We start from the raw sequence: 16,092 nt of genomic DNA on the forward strand, positions 1-16,092 counted from the left end.
GGCGGTCCACCACTTACAGTCTTCGCTGGGCTCCCCACGGTTGCCGATCACAATGTGGCCCGTGGAACGCCGCGGCAGGGCGCCGGGGTAGCTGATGGTGGCGCACCGCAGGCCCTGGCGCGAAAGGGCGTCCCACATGAACTCTGCTTCGCACACCTGCGAATCGAACGCATTCACGCGGTCGGTGAAGGGGGCGCCGGGCTGGTGCAGCAGGAAGTCCGAGATGCCATGAGTGACAGGCTTGGCGCCGGTGGCCACCGAGGCCCAGTTGCCGGGGGTTACAGCCGCCGGGAAGGGGAGGGCCGCGGCGTGGGCGCCCCGCGCCATTAGGCGCGCGAGGTTGGGCAGGCGCCCCGACCGCGCCCCCTCGAACATCGTATAAGGCACGGCGCCGTCGAGGCCGAGGACGATGGATCGAATCATAACCGCAAGCTCCTGGCGAAGGAATGGTAGGTATGCATTTGGCGACGACGGCGGCCAAGTCCTGCTCCGGCCGAGGACCGACGGACATCGCCAGTCGAGCGTACCTGCCGGCGCAAGCCGGCGGCCGGGGCAGTGGCGGCATGCGCGTTTGCCACCCTCGCGCGACAAACTGGCGCAGTCCCGCGCAGGACAAGCGGCCCCTTGACCGCAAATAATATAATAGTGTAGGCTGGTACTAAGTCCGTTAACCGCCGTTTCCCGCAGGCTCGGCACCATGTGACTGGCCGCTTGGATGCGCGCAAAGGGATGAGGTATGCTGCGAATCGTCGCCTGCATCAAGCAGGTTCCCGACACCACCCAGGTGCGCATAGACCCGGTGACCAACACCCTCATCCGCGAGGGCGTGCCCTCGATCATCAACCCCTTCGATGTGCCCGCGATCGAGGAGGCGATGCGCCTCAAGGAGCGCTACGACGGCGCGGCGGTCATGCTGTGCATGGGCCCGCCATGGGCCGAGGAGGCGCTGCGCAAGGCGCTGTCGTTCGGGGTGGACGAGGCGGTGCTGCTGAGCGACCGCGCGCTCGCCGGCTCCGACACCCTCGCCACCAGCGCCGCCCTCGCCGCGGCTATTCGCAAGCTGGGCGAGCACCAGCCGGTGGACCTCGTCATCTGCGGCAAGCAGACGATTGACGGCGATACCGCCCAGGTCGGCCCCGGCATCGCCACTCGTCTCGGCTTCGCACAGCTCACCTACGTGGACCAGGTCGCGTCGGTGGACCTGGAGACGCGGCGCATCCGCGTGCGCCGCATGTTGGAGGGCGCGCGCGAGATCGTCGAGGCGCCGCTGCCCGCGCTGCTGACCGTGGTCAAGGAGATCAACCAGCCGCGCTACGCGACCATGCCCAACCTGATACGGGGGCTGCGCGCCGAGATCCCGGTGTGGCGCGCCCAAGACATCGGCGTCAGCGCCGACGAAGTGGGCCTCGAAGGCTCGCCAACCCAGGTACGGCGCATCTTCCCGCCGCCGCGCCGCGGCGCGGGCGAGATCATCGCCGGGGCGCTCGAAGACCCGGGGCGGGCTGCCGCGACCGTCATTGACAGGCTGATCGCGGCCGGCCACATCGGCGACGGGAGCGAAGCCAGTGCGTAAGAAGCGCCCCCCGGTGATCATAGACGGCAAGCTGTGCATCGGCTGTGAGCAATGCCTGGCGGCGTGCCCGGTGGATGCCATCCGCATGGAGAACGGCATCGCCATCGTTGACATGGAAACGTGTATCGGCTGCGGCGAGTGCGTCAAGGCATGTCCGGTCACGGCTATCGCCTTCCCGCCCGGGACCGAAGTGGAGGTCGCGACGGTCGCCCCCGTGGAGCAAGTCGAGGCGGCGCCAGCGGCGACCGCGGGCGCGCCGGCGCCGGAGGTGTGGGTCTTCATCGAGCATCTCGACGGCGTCGCCGCCGCGGTGTCGTGGGAGCTCCTCGGTCACGGCGCCAAGCTCGCCGCCGACATCGGCGGGGGGCGCGTGGCCGCCGCCTTGCTGGGACACGGGGTGGAGGAACTCGCGCGGGCGGCGATCGCGCACGGCGCGGACCGCGTGTACCTGGTGGACGACCCGGTGCTCGCGCACTACCGCACCGAGGCCTACTTGCGCGGCATGGTGCGGCTGGTCGCGAAGCACCGCCCCGAGATCATGCTGCTGGGGGCCACCACCACCGGGCGCGACCTGGCGGGAGCAGTCGCCACCAGCCTGCGCACCGGTCTCACCGCCGACTGCACCGGCCTGACCATCGATCCGCAGTCCAAGCTCCTGGAGCAGACGCGTCCCGCCTACGGCGGGAATATCATGGCCACCATCCTCTGCGAACGGCGCCGCCCGCAGATGGCGACGGTGCGCCCCCGCGTGCTGCCCCTGCCCGAGCCCGATGACGCGCGCCAGGGCGAGATCGTCCGCGAGGAGCTGGGGCTAACCGAAGACGAGGTCGCCGTCAAACTGATCGAGTACGTGCGCGAGGAGGCGCAGGACGAGGCGCGGCTGGAGGAGGCCCAAGTCATCGTCGCCGGCGGGCGCGGGCTGGGCGGCCCCAAGGGCTTCGAGATGCTGCAAGAGCTGGCGGAGACGCTGCACGGGGTAGTGGCGGCGTCGCGCGCGGCGGTGGACAGCGGGTGGAGGCCGCATTCATTCCAGGTGGGGCAAACCGGCAAGACCGTGCGCCCCAGGATCTATTTCGCGTGCGGCATTTCGGGGGCGGTGCAGCACCTGGTGGGGATGCAGACCTCGGATGTCATCATCGCCATCAACCGCGACCCTTCGGCCCCCATCTTCCAGACCGCCACCTACGGCATCGTCGGCGACGTGTACGAGGTGGTGCCGGCGCTGACGCGCGCGGCGCGCGCCCGCCTGAGCGCGACATAAGGGATTGAACCGCCGAGAACGCTGAGAACGCTGAGGCACGGAGCAAAGAGAGACGGGGCCGCTCTATCGAACACCCGATCTGCTGGCCTCTCTCTGCGCTCTCCGCGGCCTCTGCGGTAAAATGTGACTGAAGGAGCATCGGTGGAGAAGTTTGACGTCATAGTCGTGGGCGCGGGGCCGGCGGGGCTCACCGCCGCCTACCTCCTGGCCAAGGCTGGTCTCGAGGTGGCGGTGATCGAGCGCGGCGACTTTCCCGGGGCCAAGAACGTCATGGGCGGCGTGCTTTACCACTGGCCGCTGGCCGAGATCATCCCCGAGTTCTGGCGCGAGGCGCCGCTGGAGCGCCACGTCATCGAGCAGCGCGCGTGGATCCTGTCAGCGGACTCCGCCTTTCGCGTCGGCCATCGCAGCCTGGCCTTCGATGGCGAGCCCCATAACTGCTACACCGTCCTGCGCTCGCGCTTCGACAAGTGGCTGGCGGGCAAAGTCCGCGCGGCGGGCGCGCTCATCATCCCCGAGACGCTGGTGGTGGGCCTGCTGGGTCGAGGCGACAGCGTCGTCGGCGTGCGCGCCGGCCGTGAGGACGGGGAGGTCTATGCTGACGTCGTCATCACCGCCGAGGGCGCCAACGGCCTGCTGGTGGAAGAGGCGGGGCTGCGCGGGCCGCTGAAACCGCAGCAGATGGCAAGCGCGGTCAAGGAGATCATTGCGCTGCCCCAGGCCGCGATTGAGAACCGCTTCGAGGTCACCGGCGATCAGGGCGTGACCATCGAGCTTTTCGGCGACGCCACCATGGGTATGGTGGGCACCGCCTTCATCTACACCAACCGCGAGTCGGTGTCGGTGGGCGCGGGCGCCACCATCCGCGACCTCAACGACCGCGGCATCAACCCCAACGACTTGCTCGAGCATCTCAAGGCGCATCCGACGGTGGCGCCGCTGCTGGAGGGCGGCGAGACCCGCGAGTACCTGGCGCACCTCATCCCGGAGGGCGGGCTGCGCGCGATGCCCCGGCTCTCCATCGGCGGCCTGTTGGTGGTGGGCGACGCGGCGATGATGGTCAACAGCCTCCACCGCGAGGGCTCCAACCTCGCCATGCACTCCGGCCGGCTGGCCGCGGAAACCGTGCTGCGGGCCAAAGAGCGGCGCGATTTCTCCGCCCGCAGCCTCGCTCATTACGACCGGCTGGTGCGCGATTCGATTATCCACCACGACCTCTACAAATACCGCGGTATGACCCGCTTCTTCGAGGGGCATCACGATTTCTTCAGTCTCTATCCCGATCTGCTCAACTATGCCGCGACCGAGATGCTGACCGTGGACGGCACTTCCAAGCGGCGCAAGCAGCGCGCCATTTTCGCCGAGGCGCGGCGGCGCCGCTCGCTGTGGCGCATGGCCAAGGATCTGTTCGGCGCCTGGAGGTCAGTCGCATGAAAGCGCTGTCGCTGGAGGAGAAGCTGTTCCTCGACGGTTTCCGCCCCGACGCGGAATCGCACCTGGCGATCAGGGACCCGCGGGTGTGCCTGGAGAAGTGCACCGCCAAGTGGTGCACCTTCACCTGCCCGGTGCGCACTTACCGCTGGGAGCAGGACCACATCACCGTCTTTTTCGAGGGCTGCGTGGAGTGCGGCACCTGCCGCATCTCGTGCGAGTTCGACAACATCGAGTGGCGCTACCCCCGCGGCGGCTTCGGCGTCACCTACAAGTACGGGTAAGGCGACCGCCCCCGCGGTGCTGCGAACCAGGGAAAGCATTCGCGCGCTTGCCGCCAATCATCAGGCGAGGACTTCATGCCATGAACGTGCTGCTGATTATCTCCGATCAACATCTGGCCACCTGCCTGGGCAGTGAAGGCCACCCCCAAGTAATCTCCCCACACCTCGACCGCCTCGCTGCTGACGGCGTGCGCTTTCGCCACGCCTATACGCAGAACCCAATCTGCACACCCTCCCGCGTCAGTATCCTTTCCGGTCAGTACTGTCACAATCACGGGTGCTTCGGCCTGTCCGGCCCGGCCCCGCAGCACCTGCCGAGCTTCTTCTCGCATTTCCGACAGCACGGTTACCGCACCGGCGGCATCGGCAACCTGCACACGCCCGACTCCCCGCGCAACTGGCTGGAACATCACCTGGACGCGTTCCTGGACTACCAGGAGGACACGATCTTCTTCCAGCGCAACCCGGAGTACGCACTGGAAGGGTTCCCCTCCCCGCTTCGCTTCGAGGACTCGCAAGAGGGATGTTGCGTCGCGCAGGCCATCAAGTTCATGGAGGCTGGAGCGGGCGCACCGTTCTGCCTGCAGGTGGCGCTGCAGCGCCCGCATCAGCCGTTCACCCCCGACCGGCGGTTCTGGGATATGTATCCGGCGGATCTGGAGCCGCCCGCAACCATCAATCTCGATCCGTCACATCGCCCGCCGCATTTTCGCGCCGCCCACAGGCGGTTTCGTCAGATGAAGTGGCCGCTGGAGCCGCACACCTTCGAGGCGGGCGCGCGGCGGCTGTGGCGGGGCTATCTGGGGTGCATCACCCATGTTGACCATGCGGTCGGCCTTCTTCTCGACTACCTCGACCGTTCTCGGCTTGCCGAGGACACCATCGTCATCTACACTGCCGACCACGGCAGCTACAGCGGTACCTTCGGCATCCCGGAGAAAGCGCCGGGCATCTGCTCCGAGGCGGTCTGCCGCATCCCCACGATCTGGCGCGTGCCGGGCGTCACTCCGGGCGCCGCGGTGTGCCAAGAGCTCGTCGAGGCGGTGGATATCGCGCCCACCATCAGCGCGCTGTGCGGTCTGCCGGCGATGGACACGGTGGACGGCCGCGACCTGTCAGGCCTGCTCCGCGGCGACGGCGAGCCGGTGCGCAAGGTGGCGGTTACGGAGAATCCCTGGAGCAAAGCCCTGCGCTGGCGGAATTGGCGGTTCGTCCACTACCAGCCCGAGATGTTTGGCGGCGAGGACGTTGGCGAACTGTACGACCTGCAGGACGACCCGAACGAGACGCGCAATCTCTATCACCACCCGGACTGCCGCGAGCTCGTGCATCAGTGCCGACGCCTGCTGCTGGAGTGGCTGATTCGCACGACGCGAGTTGTCAGCGTGTGGCCGGCAGTTGACTGGTCGCGACACCCCTACGACTATCAGTCCGCCGGTGATGGCAAAGAGTCCACTGCCGCGGGGCCCGCACTGCGGCTGCGCAGGGATGAACTGGACTACCTCTGACCTGTCCGATCGCGTCGCCGCTCCCCCCCGGTCTCGGCGTCGCCTACAAGTACGGGTAAGCAGGCGTCGCGCGGCGAGGAACCCCCGCCGATCGCCGGCGCTCAACTCCAATCATAGCTTCCGCCCCACTTGAGCGCCGTCTCTATCCAGCGGCGGAGGTTGCGCGCGTAGATCGGCGATAACGGGAAACTGATCGGCCCGTCCGTCGGCGCCACGATCAGCGGCGCCTGCCCCGCCGCCGATTCCATGATCTCGCGCACCAGGTGCTCCGCCTTTTCCTCGCTTACCTGCTCCAGATCGCGCGGTTCCAGGTTTCCCATCAGCACGCACTGGCGCCCCACACGCCGCGCCAGCTCCGCCATGGTGATGTCGCCGCTCGGCGGCCCCTCCACCGGCTCCAGAATGTCCGGCTCCAGCTCGAGGATGGCGTCGAGGATGTTCGCCAGGCGACCGTGGCTGTGCAGCCGCAGGTAGCACCCCGCGTCGTGGATCTTGCGCGCGATGGGCAGATCGTACTCCGTCACCAGCTCGCGAAACAGCGCTGGGCTGAGGTACGGCTCGCTGGCGTACTCCGGGCCGCACAGCCGCACCACCGCGCCGCGGACGCCCAGTGCTAGCACGCCGTCGAGCCAGTCGTACACACGGGGCGCCATCGCGTCAAGCAGCCGCCGGATGATCGCCGGCTCGCGCCATGCGCGCACCGTGAACTCGCCGAACTCGAACAGGTCCGCGACGTGACAAATGGGATCAGCGATCCCGAGCATGACCAGGCCCCGCTCGCCGATGCGCGCCACCGCCTCCGCGAAGTCATCCCCGTCCACCCGCGGACGCACGTAGGGCATGGACAGGAACCGCTCGACGTCCTCCTCGGTCTTCAGCAGATGCTCCACCTTCCACGTCGTCTCCACGCCCTCGTGGCGGACGCACAGCGAATGCAGGTCTCCGCGCGGGGTGTGGATGGTGGTGCGGATGACGGTGTGGTCTTCCTCCACGCGGCGGTCCTCGGATTCCGACACGTCGGGGGAGGCGGAAAGGTAGATGTTGCCCTCGGTGCGCGGGGCCCAGCCGAGCATGACCTCGGTCTCGGCGTCAATCAGCTTGACCAGCTCGGCGCAGCCGGGCTGGTTGCTCAGATGCGGACAGTTGAAGCCGTCGAAACCGTAGGCGCACACCCCGCAGCGGTCAACGGGCTCCCCGCGCAGCAGCGCCAACAGGCGTTGTCGTGAGGTCATGGTTCCCTTTCCGGCCCCGGCGGCGTCGGGGCGCAAACCCATCGCGGCGCGGAGCAGGTCCCTAGGCCCCTTCGGGCCGGGATGGCGGCGCTCTGCGCCTAGCCACGTCACCGCCCCCAGGACACCTGATATCAGTGCTTCGCGGGGGGCTCGTATGTACACTCTTTTCGCTGTGCGGGCCATGTTGTCCTGCGGGGGAGATTCGTGCAAGTCTGCTACCGCGTGGGGGCCTTTGACCGGACGGCCTGCGCGGGGACACGCGGGAGTCGCGTTTCGTGGGGCTCCGGCCGGCGAGGCGACCAGGGAGTCGGCGCCCATGCCGGCCACATGGGCACTGGCAGACCTGGTGGACCTATGGCATGGTGACGCTGGAAGAATCCCGCCCGATAGCAGTTGAAAAAGCGCGCGGGCTATGGTAAACTGGAAAGCACTATGGGGCTGGCAAGACTCGGCTACATCGTTCTCATAGCGCTGGCGATCATTGGGTTGGTGGGGTTCATCGTCGCCAAGCTCACCAGGCGCGATCGCCGCGCGCCGGCTTTGCTCATCCTGTTGGTCTTGGCCCTGGTCGGGGTTGGTTTCTGGCACCTGTTCCTGAACAGCTTGAAGCAGACCATGGGTGAGGCTATCGAGGATGGCGACTATTCGGCCTTCAACCTAGCGAATACTGAGGAGGATGCCCAGGTACACGGGCGGCCGAAGCCGAAGCCGGACGAGATGGAGCTAAAGGCGGTAGTCGCGGGGCGGAATGCCAGGCGCACCATACGCCTGTTCGGTTGGACGGAAGAGGAGGTGCTCTCGCCCTTGCCGTCCCACCAGCAATCGCCCACCCGGGGCGAGTGACGGCGGTGCGTGCCGGAGCGCGGAATCGCGCCCGGGAGGTGTGCCGTGCAGATGATGAAGTGCCCGGTGTGTGGGGCGTCCAACTCCATCAGGCGCACGATCTGCTTTCAGTGCGCGGCTGATTTCCACGCCCAGGCCCCATCCCCTACCCCGTGTGATCCCCGCGCCTGCAAGAACTGCGCCCATGCGACGGTCTCCCCTGCCGTGGGCACGGTCATCTCCGGGTCTCAGGTGTGGTGTCTGAAACTCAAGACGGCAAAGGGCGCGGATGATCCCGGGGGCGAGTGTTTCGAAGCCTCGTTCGCCTGGAGGCGTGAGGAATCCCTCGATTGACCCCGGCGCGCCGGCACCGCGTGGCTAGGCCCAAAGGTCGCCATCCCGGTCTCTGACCTAGGGACGTGGCCCCGCGAGGGCGGGAATGAAGCCGAGCGGTTCCATCGCGGGATGCCTGGGGCGCGCCCTGGGCGGCGCTGCAGCTCTGGCATTGGGGACGCTGGGCCTGGTGTTCCTGGTCGCCGCGAGCGTGCGGCACCCCGGCCCGCGCGCGGCGGCGGGAGCGACGATGGTGCTGGCAGCCGTCGGCATCGGGCTGGTGGTGATACAGGCGCACTTGCGGGTGCGGGACCGAGACGCAACGCCGGGCCCGCGCCGGCCCGCGATTCGGGAAGCCCGATGTCCCGGCTGCGGGCGCAGCCTGGAGGACCAGCGCGTGCACATGCAGGGGGCGGACGCGATCATCACCTGTCCTGCGTGCGGCGCGGCCTATCGCCTCGAGGAGGAGCCCAGGTGGTGAGGGTTCGGGCCTTGATCGCCGCCTTGATCGCCGTCGCGGCTGTGATTGTCAGCCAGCCCAAGCGCGCGGCGGCGGATTATCGCTTCGCGGTTGAGCGCAACGCCTCGGTGGTCACCATCCAGCGCGACGGCTCGGTTGATGTCGAGTACGAGCTGCGGTTCAACTGCCTGCCCGGGGGCAGGTCCATTGACGTCGTGGACATCGGTTTGCCCAATGACCACTATCGTTTGGACCGCGCCCAGGCGCAACTCGACGGCGAGCGCGTCTTCGTCATTCGCCCCTCAACGGCCGTGGACTGCGGGGTCGAGGTGCACCTGCCCCGGCCCATTGGCGCCGGTGAAAGCGGCACCCTCCACTTCCACATCAACAACCCGCACATGGTGTACCAGGACCGCGCCGACCCCGACTACGCGGGCATCGAGTTCAGCCCTACCTGGTACGGCGCAGACTACGCCGAGGGCACGACCGACCTGACGGTGACCATCCTCTTCCCGCCGGGCGTCACCGGCGACCAGACGCGCTACCACCGTGAGCGCTTCGACGACGCGCGGACGATAGATGACCGCATCGCTTTCACCTGGCGGCGACCTCAGGCTTCCCCCTCGCAGCAGTACCTCTTCGGCGTCTCCTTCCCCAAGCGCTACGTCGAGGTCGTGTACCGCGAGAGCCGGTTGGCGGCGCTGTGGAAGGAGCTGCGGCGGCGGGCGACGCCGGGGGTGGTCGCCGGCCTGGTGGCGCTGGGGCTGCTGGCGGTCGCGCTGGCGCTCAGCCGCGCCAACGAGCTGCGCAAGCTGGACTACCTGCCACCGGCGCTGGCGATGGAGGGCAACGGGGTGCGCCGGGGGCTGACCGCGGTGGAGGCGGCGGTGCTGCTGGAACTGCCGCTGGACCGCATCGCGGCGATGATCGCGTTCGGCCTCGCCCAGAAGGGAGCGGTCCGGGTACCATCATTCGATCCCCTGGTGGTCGAGGCGACGAGCGCGGCCCCGGCGGACTTGCAGCCGTGGGAAACCGCCTGGCTGCGGGCGATGGGCAAGCGTCTCACCGGCCCCCTGCCCGCCGACGCCATGCAGTCCATCGTGACCGACCTCGTGCGCCTGGTCAACGATAAGCTGCGCGGCTACAACCGACGCGAGACCGCCGACTACTACCGCTACCTCGTGGGCAAGGCGTGGCGGGAGGTGACAGCGGCGCAGACACCGCTGGACAAGTCCCGTAAGTGGGATGAGAACGCCGAATGGACGATGGCGGACGAGGATTACAGCCGGCGCATGGAGGACAGCTTCGGGCGCGAGGAGCGCATGCCGTGGCGTGACCGCTGGTGGAGCGACCGCGATCGCGAGGGATGGGAGTATCGGGGGCATCGGCGGTCGCCGGAGGAATCGCCGCGGCTGGAGGTGCCGGGGCGCGAGTTCGCGGATCGGGTGGCAAGCCGCATCGAGCGCATGGCGCGCGGCCTGGTGCCCGACCGGCGGGCGCTGGCGCAGGCGGTAACGCGAGAGACCAATCCGCCGAGCTTCGTGCCGCATCTCAAGCAGGTGCTTTCCGACCTAGCGGAGAGTGGCGGCAGTGGCGGGGGCGGGGGCGGGGCGTGCGCCTGTGCGTGCGCGAGCTGCGCCTGCGCGTGCGCGGGCGGCGGCCGCTAGGCCGGCGAGTCGGGGTGTGGGATCCGGGCGGGTGGAGTGCCGATTGGGCAAGTGCGACAGCAAGCAACCGCGGAGTGACAGCCGGCCAGGCGCCGTCGCGCCCGGCATGTATCACTACCGGCTGGACGAAGGGGAACGCCATCTGCGAGCCCACTTGCGCGTCGAGGGTGACGGCTCAGGGCTGTTGGTACTCGACGCCTCGCGCATCATTCACCTCAACTCCACCGCCGCCCTCATGGCCAAGCTGGTACTGGAGCAGGTCGAGCCGGCCGCGGCGGCGCGCCGCCTGCGCCGCGTCTTCCGCGCGCGCGGCCGCACCCTCGCCCATGATTTCGAGCGCGTCCGCCTCGCCGTTACCACCCTGCGCGAGCGCGAGGACGTGTGCCCCTTCACCTACCTTGGGGTCGAGATGGTGGAGCCTTTCCAGGTCGAACTGTCGGCGCCCTATCGCATGGACCTGGCGCTGACCTACGCTTGTGACAATGATTGCGAGCACTGCTACGTCCCCGGCGACCGCCGCCCGGCGGAGCTCACCGCCGAGCAGTGGCGGCAGGTGCTGGCCCGGCTGTGGGCTCTGGGCGTGCCCCATGTGTGCTTCACCGGCGGCGAGGCGACCTTGCGCCCGGACCTGGTGCAACTGGTGGAGCGCGCCGAGGACATCGGCATGGTCACCGGCCTCATCACCAACGGGCGCCGCCTGAGCGCCGACCTCGTGGGCGAGCTGGTCGCGGCGGGGCTGGATCACGTCCAGATTACCCTCGAGTCGCACGACGCGCGCGTCCACAACGCCATGGTCGGCTGCGACGCGTGGGCGCAGACGGTGGCGGGGATCAAGCAGGCGCTGGCGGCGCCGCTGTTCGTCGTCACCAACACCACCATCACCCGCGACAACGCCGCCGGCCTCGAGCCCACCCTGGAGTTCCTGTGCGAGCTGGGCGTGCGCAACTTCGCGTGCAACAGCCTCATCTACTCCGGGGGGGGAGCGGCCTCGGGCAAGGGGCTGTCGGAGGGTGAGCTCGCGCCCCGGCTGGAGCGCCTGCGCGACCGCGCGGTGGCGCTGGGGATGCGCTTCGTCTGGTACACGCCCACCCGCTACTGTGATCTCGATCCGGTAAACCTGGGGCTGGGGCCGAAAAGGTGTACGGCGGCGAAGGAGAATATGTGTATCGAGCCCGACGGCCAGGTGATCCCCTGCCAGAGCTGCTACCAGGGCCTGGGCAACATCCTCGGCGACGACTGGGAGGATATCTGGAACCACGCGTCGGCGCTGGCCCTGCGCAACCGCGAGTGGGCGCCGGACGAGTGCCGAGCCTGCGCCCGCTTCCCCAATTGCGGCGGCGGGTGTCCGCTCCACGCGCAGGCGCACGGCTACCTGTGCGTGGAGAGCAAGTCGAGCGGGTGACGAGTGGCCGGCTCCAGCCCGGGTCGTAGGGGCAAGGCATGCCTTGCCCCTACGACCCGGGCCAGCGGAGGGCTACTTCGCCCGACGAAGGCGGGTGCGATGGATGACGCTCCGGGGCGGCTATCAGCACAGCAGTGGCGGCGGCAGCTCGAGCGCCAGGAACGGTGGACGCGCGGGCTGCGCTCGCACCTGTACCGCCGAGTGAACCTGTGGGCGCAGCAGCGGGTGCTCGAGGTTGGCTGCGGCGACGGGGTGGTGACGGCGGAGGCGGCGAGTCGCTGCCGCGGACGCGTGATCGGCCTCGATCGCAGCCGCCGGCTGGCGGCGCAGGCCCGGGCGCGAGGTCTGCCGGTGGTGGTCGGGGACGCGCAGCGGCTGCCGTTCGCCGACGAGGCCTTCGACCTGGTGATGTGTCACATGACCTTGCTGTGGGTGGAGGAGCCAGGGTTGGCGGTGCTGGAGATGGCGCGAGTGACGGTCCCCGGGGGCACGGTGGTGGCGCTGGCGGAACCGGACTACGGGGGGCGCATAGACTACCCGGAGGATCTCACCGTCGGCGCGCTGGCCGCGCAAGCGCTGCGCCGCGAGGGGGCGCATCCGCGCATCGGGCGCCGCCTGCGGGAGATGTTCGTCAACGCCGGGTTCGCGGTGGAGGTCGGCATCCTCAACTCGATATGGGGTGAGCCGGAGCTGCGCCGCGAGTTCACCGACGAGTGGGAGCTGCTGGAATCCACCGCCGGCGACCTGGTCGCACTCGGTGAGCTGGAGGCGATGAAACGCCGCGAGCTGCAGGCGCTCGATGACGGCATTCGCACTGTGTTCATGCCGGTGCTGTGGGCGATCGGGCGCAAGGGCGGATGAGGAGCGCGTGGTTGCGTGCGGGGCGCGGCTGGGATATAATGAATTGGAGCGCGGCCGGTGAGCGCGCGGGAGGTGTGGATATGAAAGCCAGGGCCGGAGCGTGGAGGACGATAGCGCTCATGCTTGCCGCGGTGGCGATTGCTCAAGCCGGCGCCGCCGACCGCATCGCCTACCAGGGACGCCTGGTCGTGGGCAACCGCGGCATCGTCGTCATGAGCGCCAACGGCGATCGCCCGGTGGAGCTGCCGCATCCGGCCGGGTCCGACGTCATCACCCCCGGCTTGAGCCCCGACGGCTCCGCGCTCGCCTACGCCGCCCGCGTCGGCGATCATTACAAGCTGTGGGTCGTGCCTCTGGCGGCCGACAATTCCCCCGCGGGCGAGCCCCGCCAGCTCACTACCGGCGACTCCGACGACGAGCAGCCGGCATGGTCGCCCGACGGCCTCCGCATCGCCTATGTGTCCGCCTCCGGCCAGGATCGGGCGCTGCTGGTGGTGCCCGCGCAGGGGGGCTCGTCCACGCTGGTGACGCAGTTGGGCAGTGATTTTCGCAGCGCATGTCCTCATTGGTCGCCCGACGGCTCCTTCATCGTCTTCGGCAGCGAGGGTAAGCTGTTCATCATCGGCGCCGCGGGCAACGACGAGCACGAGCTCGTGGGCGACGGCATGTATCCCGCGTGGTCGCCCGACGGCCCCGAGATCGCGTTCTTCGCGCGCGAGCCGAAGCCCGCGCTCAAAGTCATCTCCCCCGAGACGGGAGACACGCGGGTGCTCGCGTCGGAGGTCGAGTTCTTTGGCGAGACCGCGTGGTCGCCGGATGGCAAGCAGGTGGCGTTCAAGGCGAGCAGAGTCGGCACCGCCGACGGCAACCTGTGGGTGGTCCCGGCAGCGGGCGGGCCGGTCAAGCCCCTGCGGTCCTATGGCGTGGCTCACGGCTACCTTGATTGGTCGCGGAGCCCGGCAACCGTGGTCGCTGCCGTTCCCGCGCCGGCGCCCGCCAAGCCGGCGCCGGCGCCAAAGCTCAGACTGACCCAGCAAAAGCCGGCGCCGCCTCCTGCGCCGCCGGCGCCGACTGCGGCCGCCAAGCGCGTTAAGCCCCCGGAGGCGCTGCCGCAGGTCTCATCCGTGCGCATCGTCTCGCCCGCCGAAGGCGCGGTCATTCGCGGGATGATCAAGATCCGCGCTCGCAAGGCCGAGCCGGACGGCTATGTCAGTTTCTTCGCGGACGGCTCCTTCGTGAGCGCGACCATCGCCCCGTACGAGACGGACTGGGACACCCGATCCGCCGCGGATGGGCCTCACACCGTTGCCATCACCGGATATGGGGCCTCGGGGGAGACACAGGGCCGGGCCGAGGCGCGAGTCGAGGTGCGCAACGCGATCGAGGAGCAGACTCTGCCGCAGGAGGGAGCGCTCCTGCGCTACCGCTTCAAGCAGGGGCAGAAGTTGGAGTATAGCGTGACGGTGCGGGCCCAGGCGGGCGCGCAGGGGGAGGTGCCGCTGCCGGCCGTGGCCGCCCAGGGGGGGTCGCTGGAAGCGGTCATCGTGCAGCGGGTGGAGGCCGTCCAGCCGCGCCCGGGCGCTCGGCCAGGCCTGGCCGAGGCGGTGGCAACCATCGTCACCCAGATGAGGCGGGGCACGCTGAGAGCGCCGGGCGCTCCGGGGGTGCTGCCGCAGATCGGGCGGGCCGCGCGCTCGACGCGCACCACGGAAGGAGACATCACGCCGGTGTCAGGCCCGGCGGGGGGAACGCCCATCGCCCTGGGCAACCTGTCCCTGAAGTTTCCCGCCGACCCGGTCAAGGTCGGCGACCGCTGGACCGCGCCGATGACGGTGCTGCCAGTGCTGCTCAGCACCGCCGTGGCGCGCGTGACCGCGGAGCACAAGGTCGAGAAACTGCAGTGGGAGCAGGGACGCGAGGCTATGCGCATCGTGTCCACCTTCAAGGCGGCGGCACTGCCGGTGGGGGTGGACGGAATGGCCCTGCAGGACGTCAGCGGTACCCGCACCACCTGGTTCGCCTTCAAGGAACACGTGGTGCTGCGGATGGTGGACGAGTTGCACGGCGTGTTTCGTCAGCAGTTCGGAGCAGCCGCGACCGCGCCCGCGGCGGCGGCGCAAAGTCGGCCTGCGGGCCGCGGAGGGCGCGGCGGTGAAGAGGAGGAGATGCCCCAGCCACTGGCTCCGCAGTACAGCCAACCGGCGCGCCCGGCGGCGTCCGCCGCATACTCGATTCTGCACTATGACCTGTCGCTGACGGCGGTGCTGGCGAGATAAGGGTCCTGTCGGCGGCAGGCGCCGGCTCGTGGAGCCTGGCCGCCTCGGCCGGGGGCATCACGGGCGAGGGCGCCCATGCTCCATTTGACCGGTCGGGGGGCCACGGCCAGGGGCTGCCTCTCGACGCCGAATCGGCGGCGGCGCTTCGGCGGCAGGTGCAGGTCGCGGCGCCGCCTAATAGTCAGCGCGACGGCGCGACTGATGTGCGCGCGCCGGGGGTCCAATCTACCACCTAGCCCGAGGCGCCCAACCTTGCCCAGCCACCCCGATAGCATCCGTATCACCGGAGGCACCAGGATCGAGGGGCGTGTCACCCTCGACGGCAGCAAGAACGGCTCGCTGCCGCTGCTGGCAGCCGCCCTGCTCATGGACGGCGAATGCGTCATCCACAACGTCCCCCCCGTCGCCGACGTTCACGCCATGATCGAGCTGCTGTGCGCCCTCGGGATGGACGCCGGCCTCGACGACAGCGGGGCGGCGCGCATCCGCAGCGGCGTCGCCCTCGACCCCGTCGCCCCCCTTGACCTGGTGCGCCGCATGCGCGCCTCGTTCTGGGTCGCGGGGCCGCTGCTGGCCCGGTTGCGTCGCGCCCAGGTGCCACTGCCCGGTGGCTGCGACCTCGGCAGCCGGCCCGTGGACTTCCACCTCGCCGCGTTCGAGCGCCTGGGGGCGACCATCACCGTCGAGCACGGCTACATGAACGCCGAGGCCGAGCGCCTGCGCGGCGCCACCATCTACCAGGACGCCCGCGTACGCAGCATGGGCGCCACCATGAACACCATCATGGCCGCCACCCGGGCTGAGGGTGTAACCCTCATCCACAACGCCTCCTGCGAGCCCGAGGTGGTGGACCTGTGTCGCTTTATCACCGCCATGGGCGGGCGCATCGAAGGAGCGGGCACCACCACCGTTCGCGTCGAGGGCGTATCCGAGATGCGCGGCTGCGAGTTCCGCGCCAGCTGCGACCGCATCGAGGCCGGCA

The 16,092-nt window shown here is 69.2% G+C and carries 14 protein-coding genes; 12 read left to right on the forward strand and 2 right to left on the reverse strand.

All coding sequences use genetic code 11. The features are described 5' to 3' along the window. On the reverse strand, positions 1–423 hold a 423-nt coding region (locus VM221_00705; protein HUT73337.1), incomplete at its 3' end, for an alkaline phosphatase family protein. 316 nt (positions 424–739) lie between these two features. Between VM221_00705 and VM221_00710 the strand changes: the two genes are divergently transcribed. From VM221_00710 to VM221_00730, 5 genes are all read left to right on the forward strand, one after another. Then, entirely contained in the window at positions 740–1,573 is an 834-nt protein-coding gene (locus tag VM221_00710; protein HUT73338.1) for an electron transfer flavoprotein subunit beta/FixA family protein, read from the forward strand. Then, positions 1,566–2,834 carry an electron transfer flavoprotein subunit alpha gene (locus tag VM221_00715; protein HUT73339.1) on the forward strand — a complete coding sequence of 423 codons (1,269 nt, stop codon included), beginning with the start codon at positions 1,566–1,568 and terminating at the stop codon, positions 2,832–2,834. Before VM221_00710 ends, VM221_00715 begins: the two co-directional genes overlap by 8 nt. 141 nt (positions 2,835–2,975) lie before the next feature. Then, entirely contained in the window at positions 2,976–4,268 is a 1,293-nt protein-coding gene (locus tag VM221_00720) for an FAD-dependent oxidoreductase (GenBank protein ID HUT73340.1), read from the forward strand. Continuing rightward, positions 4,265–4,549: a 4Fe-4S dicluster domain-containing protein gene (locus VM221_00725; GenBank protein ID HUT73341.1), complete on the forward strand. Its 285-nt coding sequence runs from the start codon at positions 4,265–4,267 to the stop codon at positions 4,547–4,549. The genes VM221_00720 and VM221_00725 overlap by 4 nt, the downstream gene beginning before the upstream one ends. An 80-nt stretch (positions 4,550–4,629) precedes the next feature. After that, positions 4,630–6,057 (forward strand): sulfatase-like hydrolase/transferase, encoded by a 1,428-nt coding sequence (locus VM221_00730; GenBank protein ID HUT73342.1) that lies wholly within the window; start codon positions 4,630–4,632, stop codon positions 6,055–6,057. Positions 6,058–6,158: 101 nt separating this feature from the next. On the opposite strand, the gene VM221_00735 is transcribed toward VM221_00730, so the two are convergent. After that, complete coding sequence (locus VM221_00735; protein ID HUT73343.1) at positions 6,159–7,289, reverse strand: uroporphyrinogen decarboxylase family protein; 1,131 nt, start codon at positions 7,287–7,289, stop codon at positions 6,159–6,161. Between the two features lie 432 nt (positions 7,290–7,721). Between VM221_00735 and VM221_00740 the strand changes: the two genes are divergently transcribed. The 7 genes from VM221_00740 to VM221_00770 form a co-directional block, all read left to right on the forward strand. Further along, a complete protein-coding gene (locus VM221_00740; GenBank protein HUT73344.1) occupies positions 7,722–8,132 on the forward strand; it encodes a hypothetical protein in 411 nt (136 codons plus the stop codon). 418 nt (positions 8,133–8,550) lie between these two features. Next, entirely contained in the window at positions 8,551–8,925 is a 375-nt protein-coding gene (locus VM221_00745) for a hypothetical protein (protein HUT73345.1), read from the forward strand. After that, positions 8,919–10,571: a hypothetical protein gene (locus VM221_00750; GenBank protein ID HUT73346.1), complete on the forward strand. Its 1,653-nt coding sequence runs from the start codon at positions 8,919–8,921 to the stop codon at positions 10,569–10,571. The genes VM221_00745 and VM221_00750 overlap by 7 nt, the downstream gene beginning before the upstream one ends. 43 nt (positions 10,572–10,614) lie before the next feature. Beyond that, positions 10,615–11,973, forward strand: coding sequence for a radical SAM protein (locus VM221_00755; protein HUT73347.1), 1,359 nt, complete (start codon positions 10,615–10,617; stop codon positions 11,971–11,973). Between the two features lie 99 nt (positions 11,974–12,072). Beyond that, positions 12,073–12,834 carry a methyltransferase domain-containing protein gene (locus VM221_00760; GenBank protein HUT73348.1) on the forward strand — a complete coding sequence of 254 codons (762 nt, stop codon included), beginning with the start codon at positions 12,073–12,075 and terminating at the stop codon, positions 12,832–12,834. Positions 12,835–12,914: 80 nt separating this feature from the next. Then, entirely contained in the window at positions 12,915–15,110 is a 2,196-nt protein-coding gene (locus tag VM221_00765) for an Ig-like domain-containing protein (GenBank protein HUT73349.1), read from the forward strand. Between the two features lie 252 nt (positions 15,111–15,362). Continuing rightward, a partial coding sequence (locus VM221_00770; protein HUT73350.1) for a UDP-N-acetylglucosamine 1-carboxyvinyltransferase occupies positions 15,363–16,092 on the forward strand: 730 nt, incomplete at its 3' end.

Source organism: Armatimonadota bacterium (assembly GCA_035527535.1).
Classification (GTDB): domain Bacteria; phylum Armatimonadota; class Hebobacteria.

What these genes read in the sequence shown, in the direction of transcription:
- VM221_00725 (HUT73341.1), top strand. Translation starts at nt 4,265, where the DNA reads ATGAAAGCGCTGTCGCTGGAGGAGAAGCTGTTCCTCGACGGTTTCCGC.
- VM221_00730 (HUT73342.1), top strand. Translation starts at nt 4,630, where the DNA reads ATGAACGTGCTGCTGATTATCTCCGATCAACATCTGGCCACCTGCCTG.
- VM221_00735 (HUT73343.1), bottom strand. Translation starts at nt 7,289, where the DNA reads ATGACCTCACGACAACGCCTGTTGGCGCTGCTGCGCGGGGAGCCCGTT.
- VM221_00740 (HUT73344.1), top strand. Translation starts at nt 7,722, where the DNA reads ATGGGGCTGGCAAGACTCGGCTACATCGTTCTCATAGCGCTGGCGATC.
- VM221_00745 (HUT73345.1), top strand. Translation starts at nt 8,551, where the DNA reads ATGAAGCCGAGCGGTTCCATCGCGGGATGCCTGGGGCGCGCCCTGGGC.
- VM221_00760 (HUT73348.1), top strand. Translation starts at nt 12,073, where the DNA reads ATGGATGACGCTCCGGGGCGGCTATCAGCACAGCAGTGGCGGCGGCAG.
- VM221_00765 (HUT73349.1), top strand. Translation starts at nt 12,915, where the DNA reads ATGAAAGCCAGGGCCGGAGCGTGGAGGACGATAGCGCTCATGCTTGCC.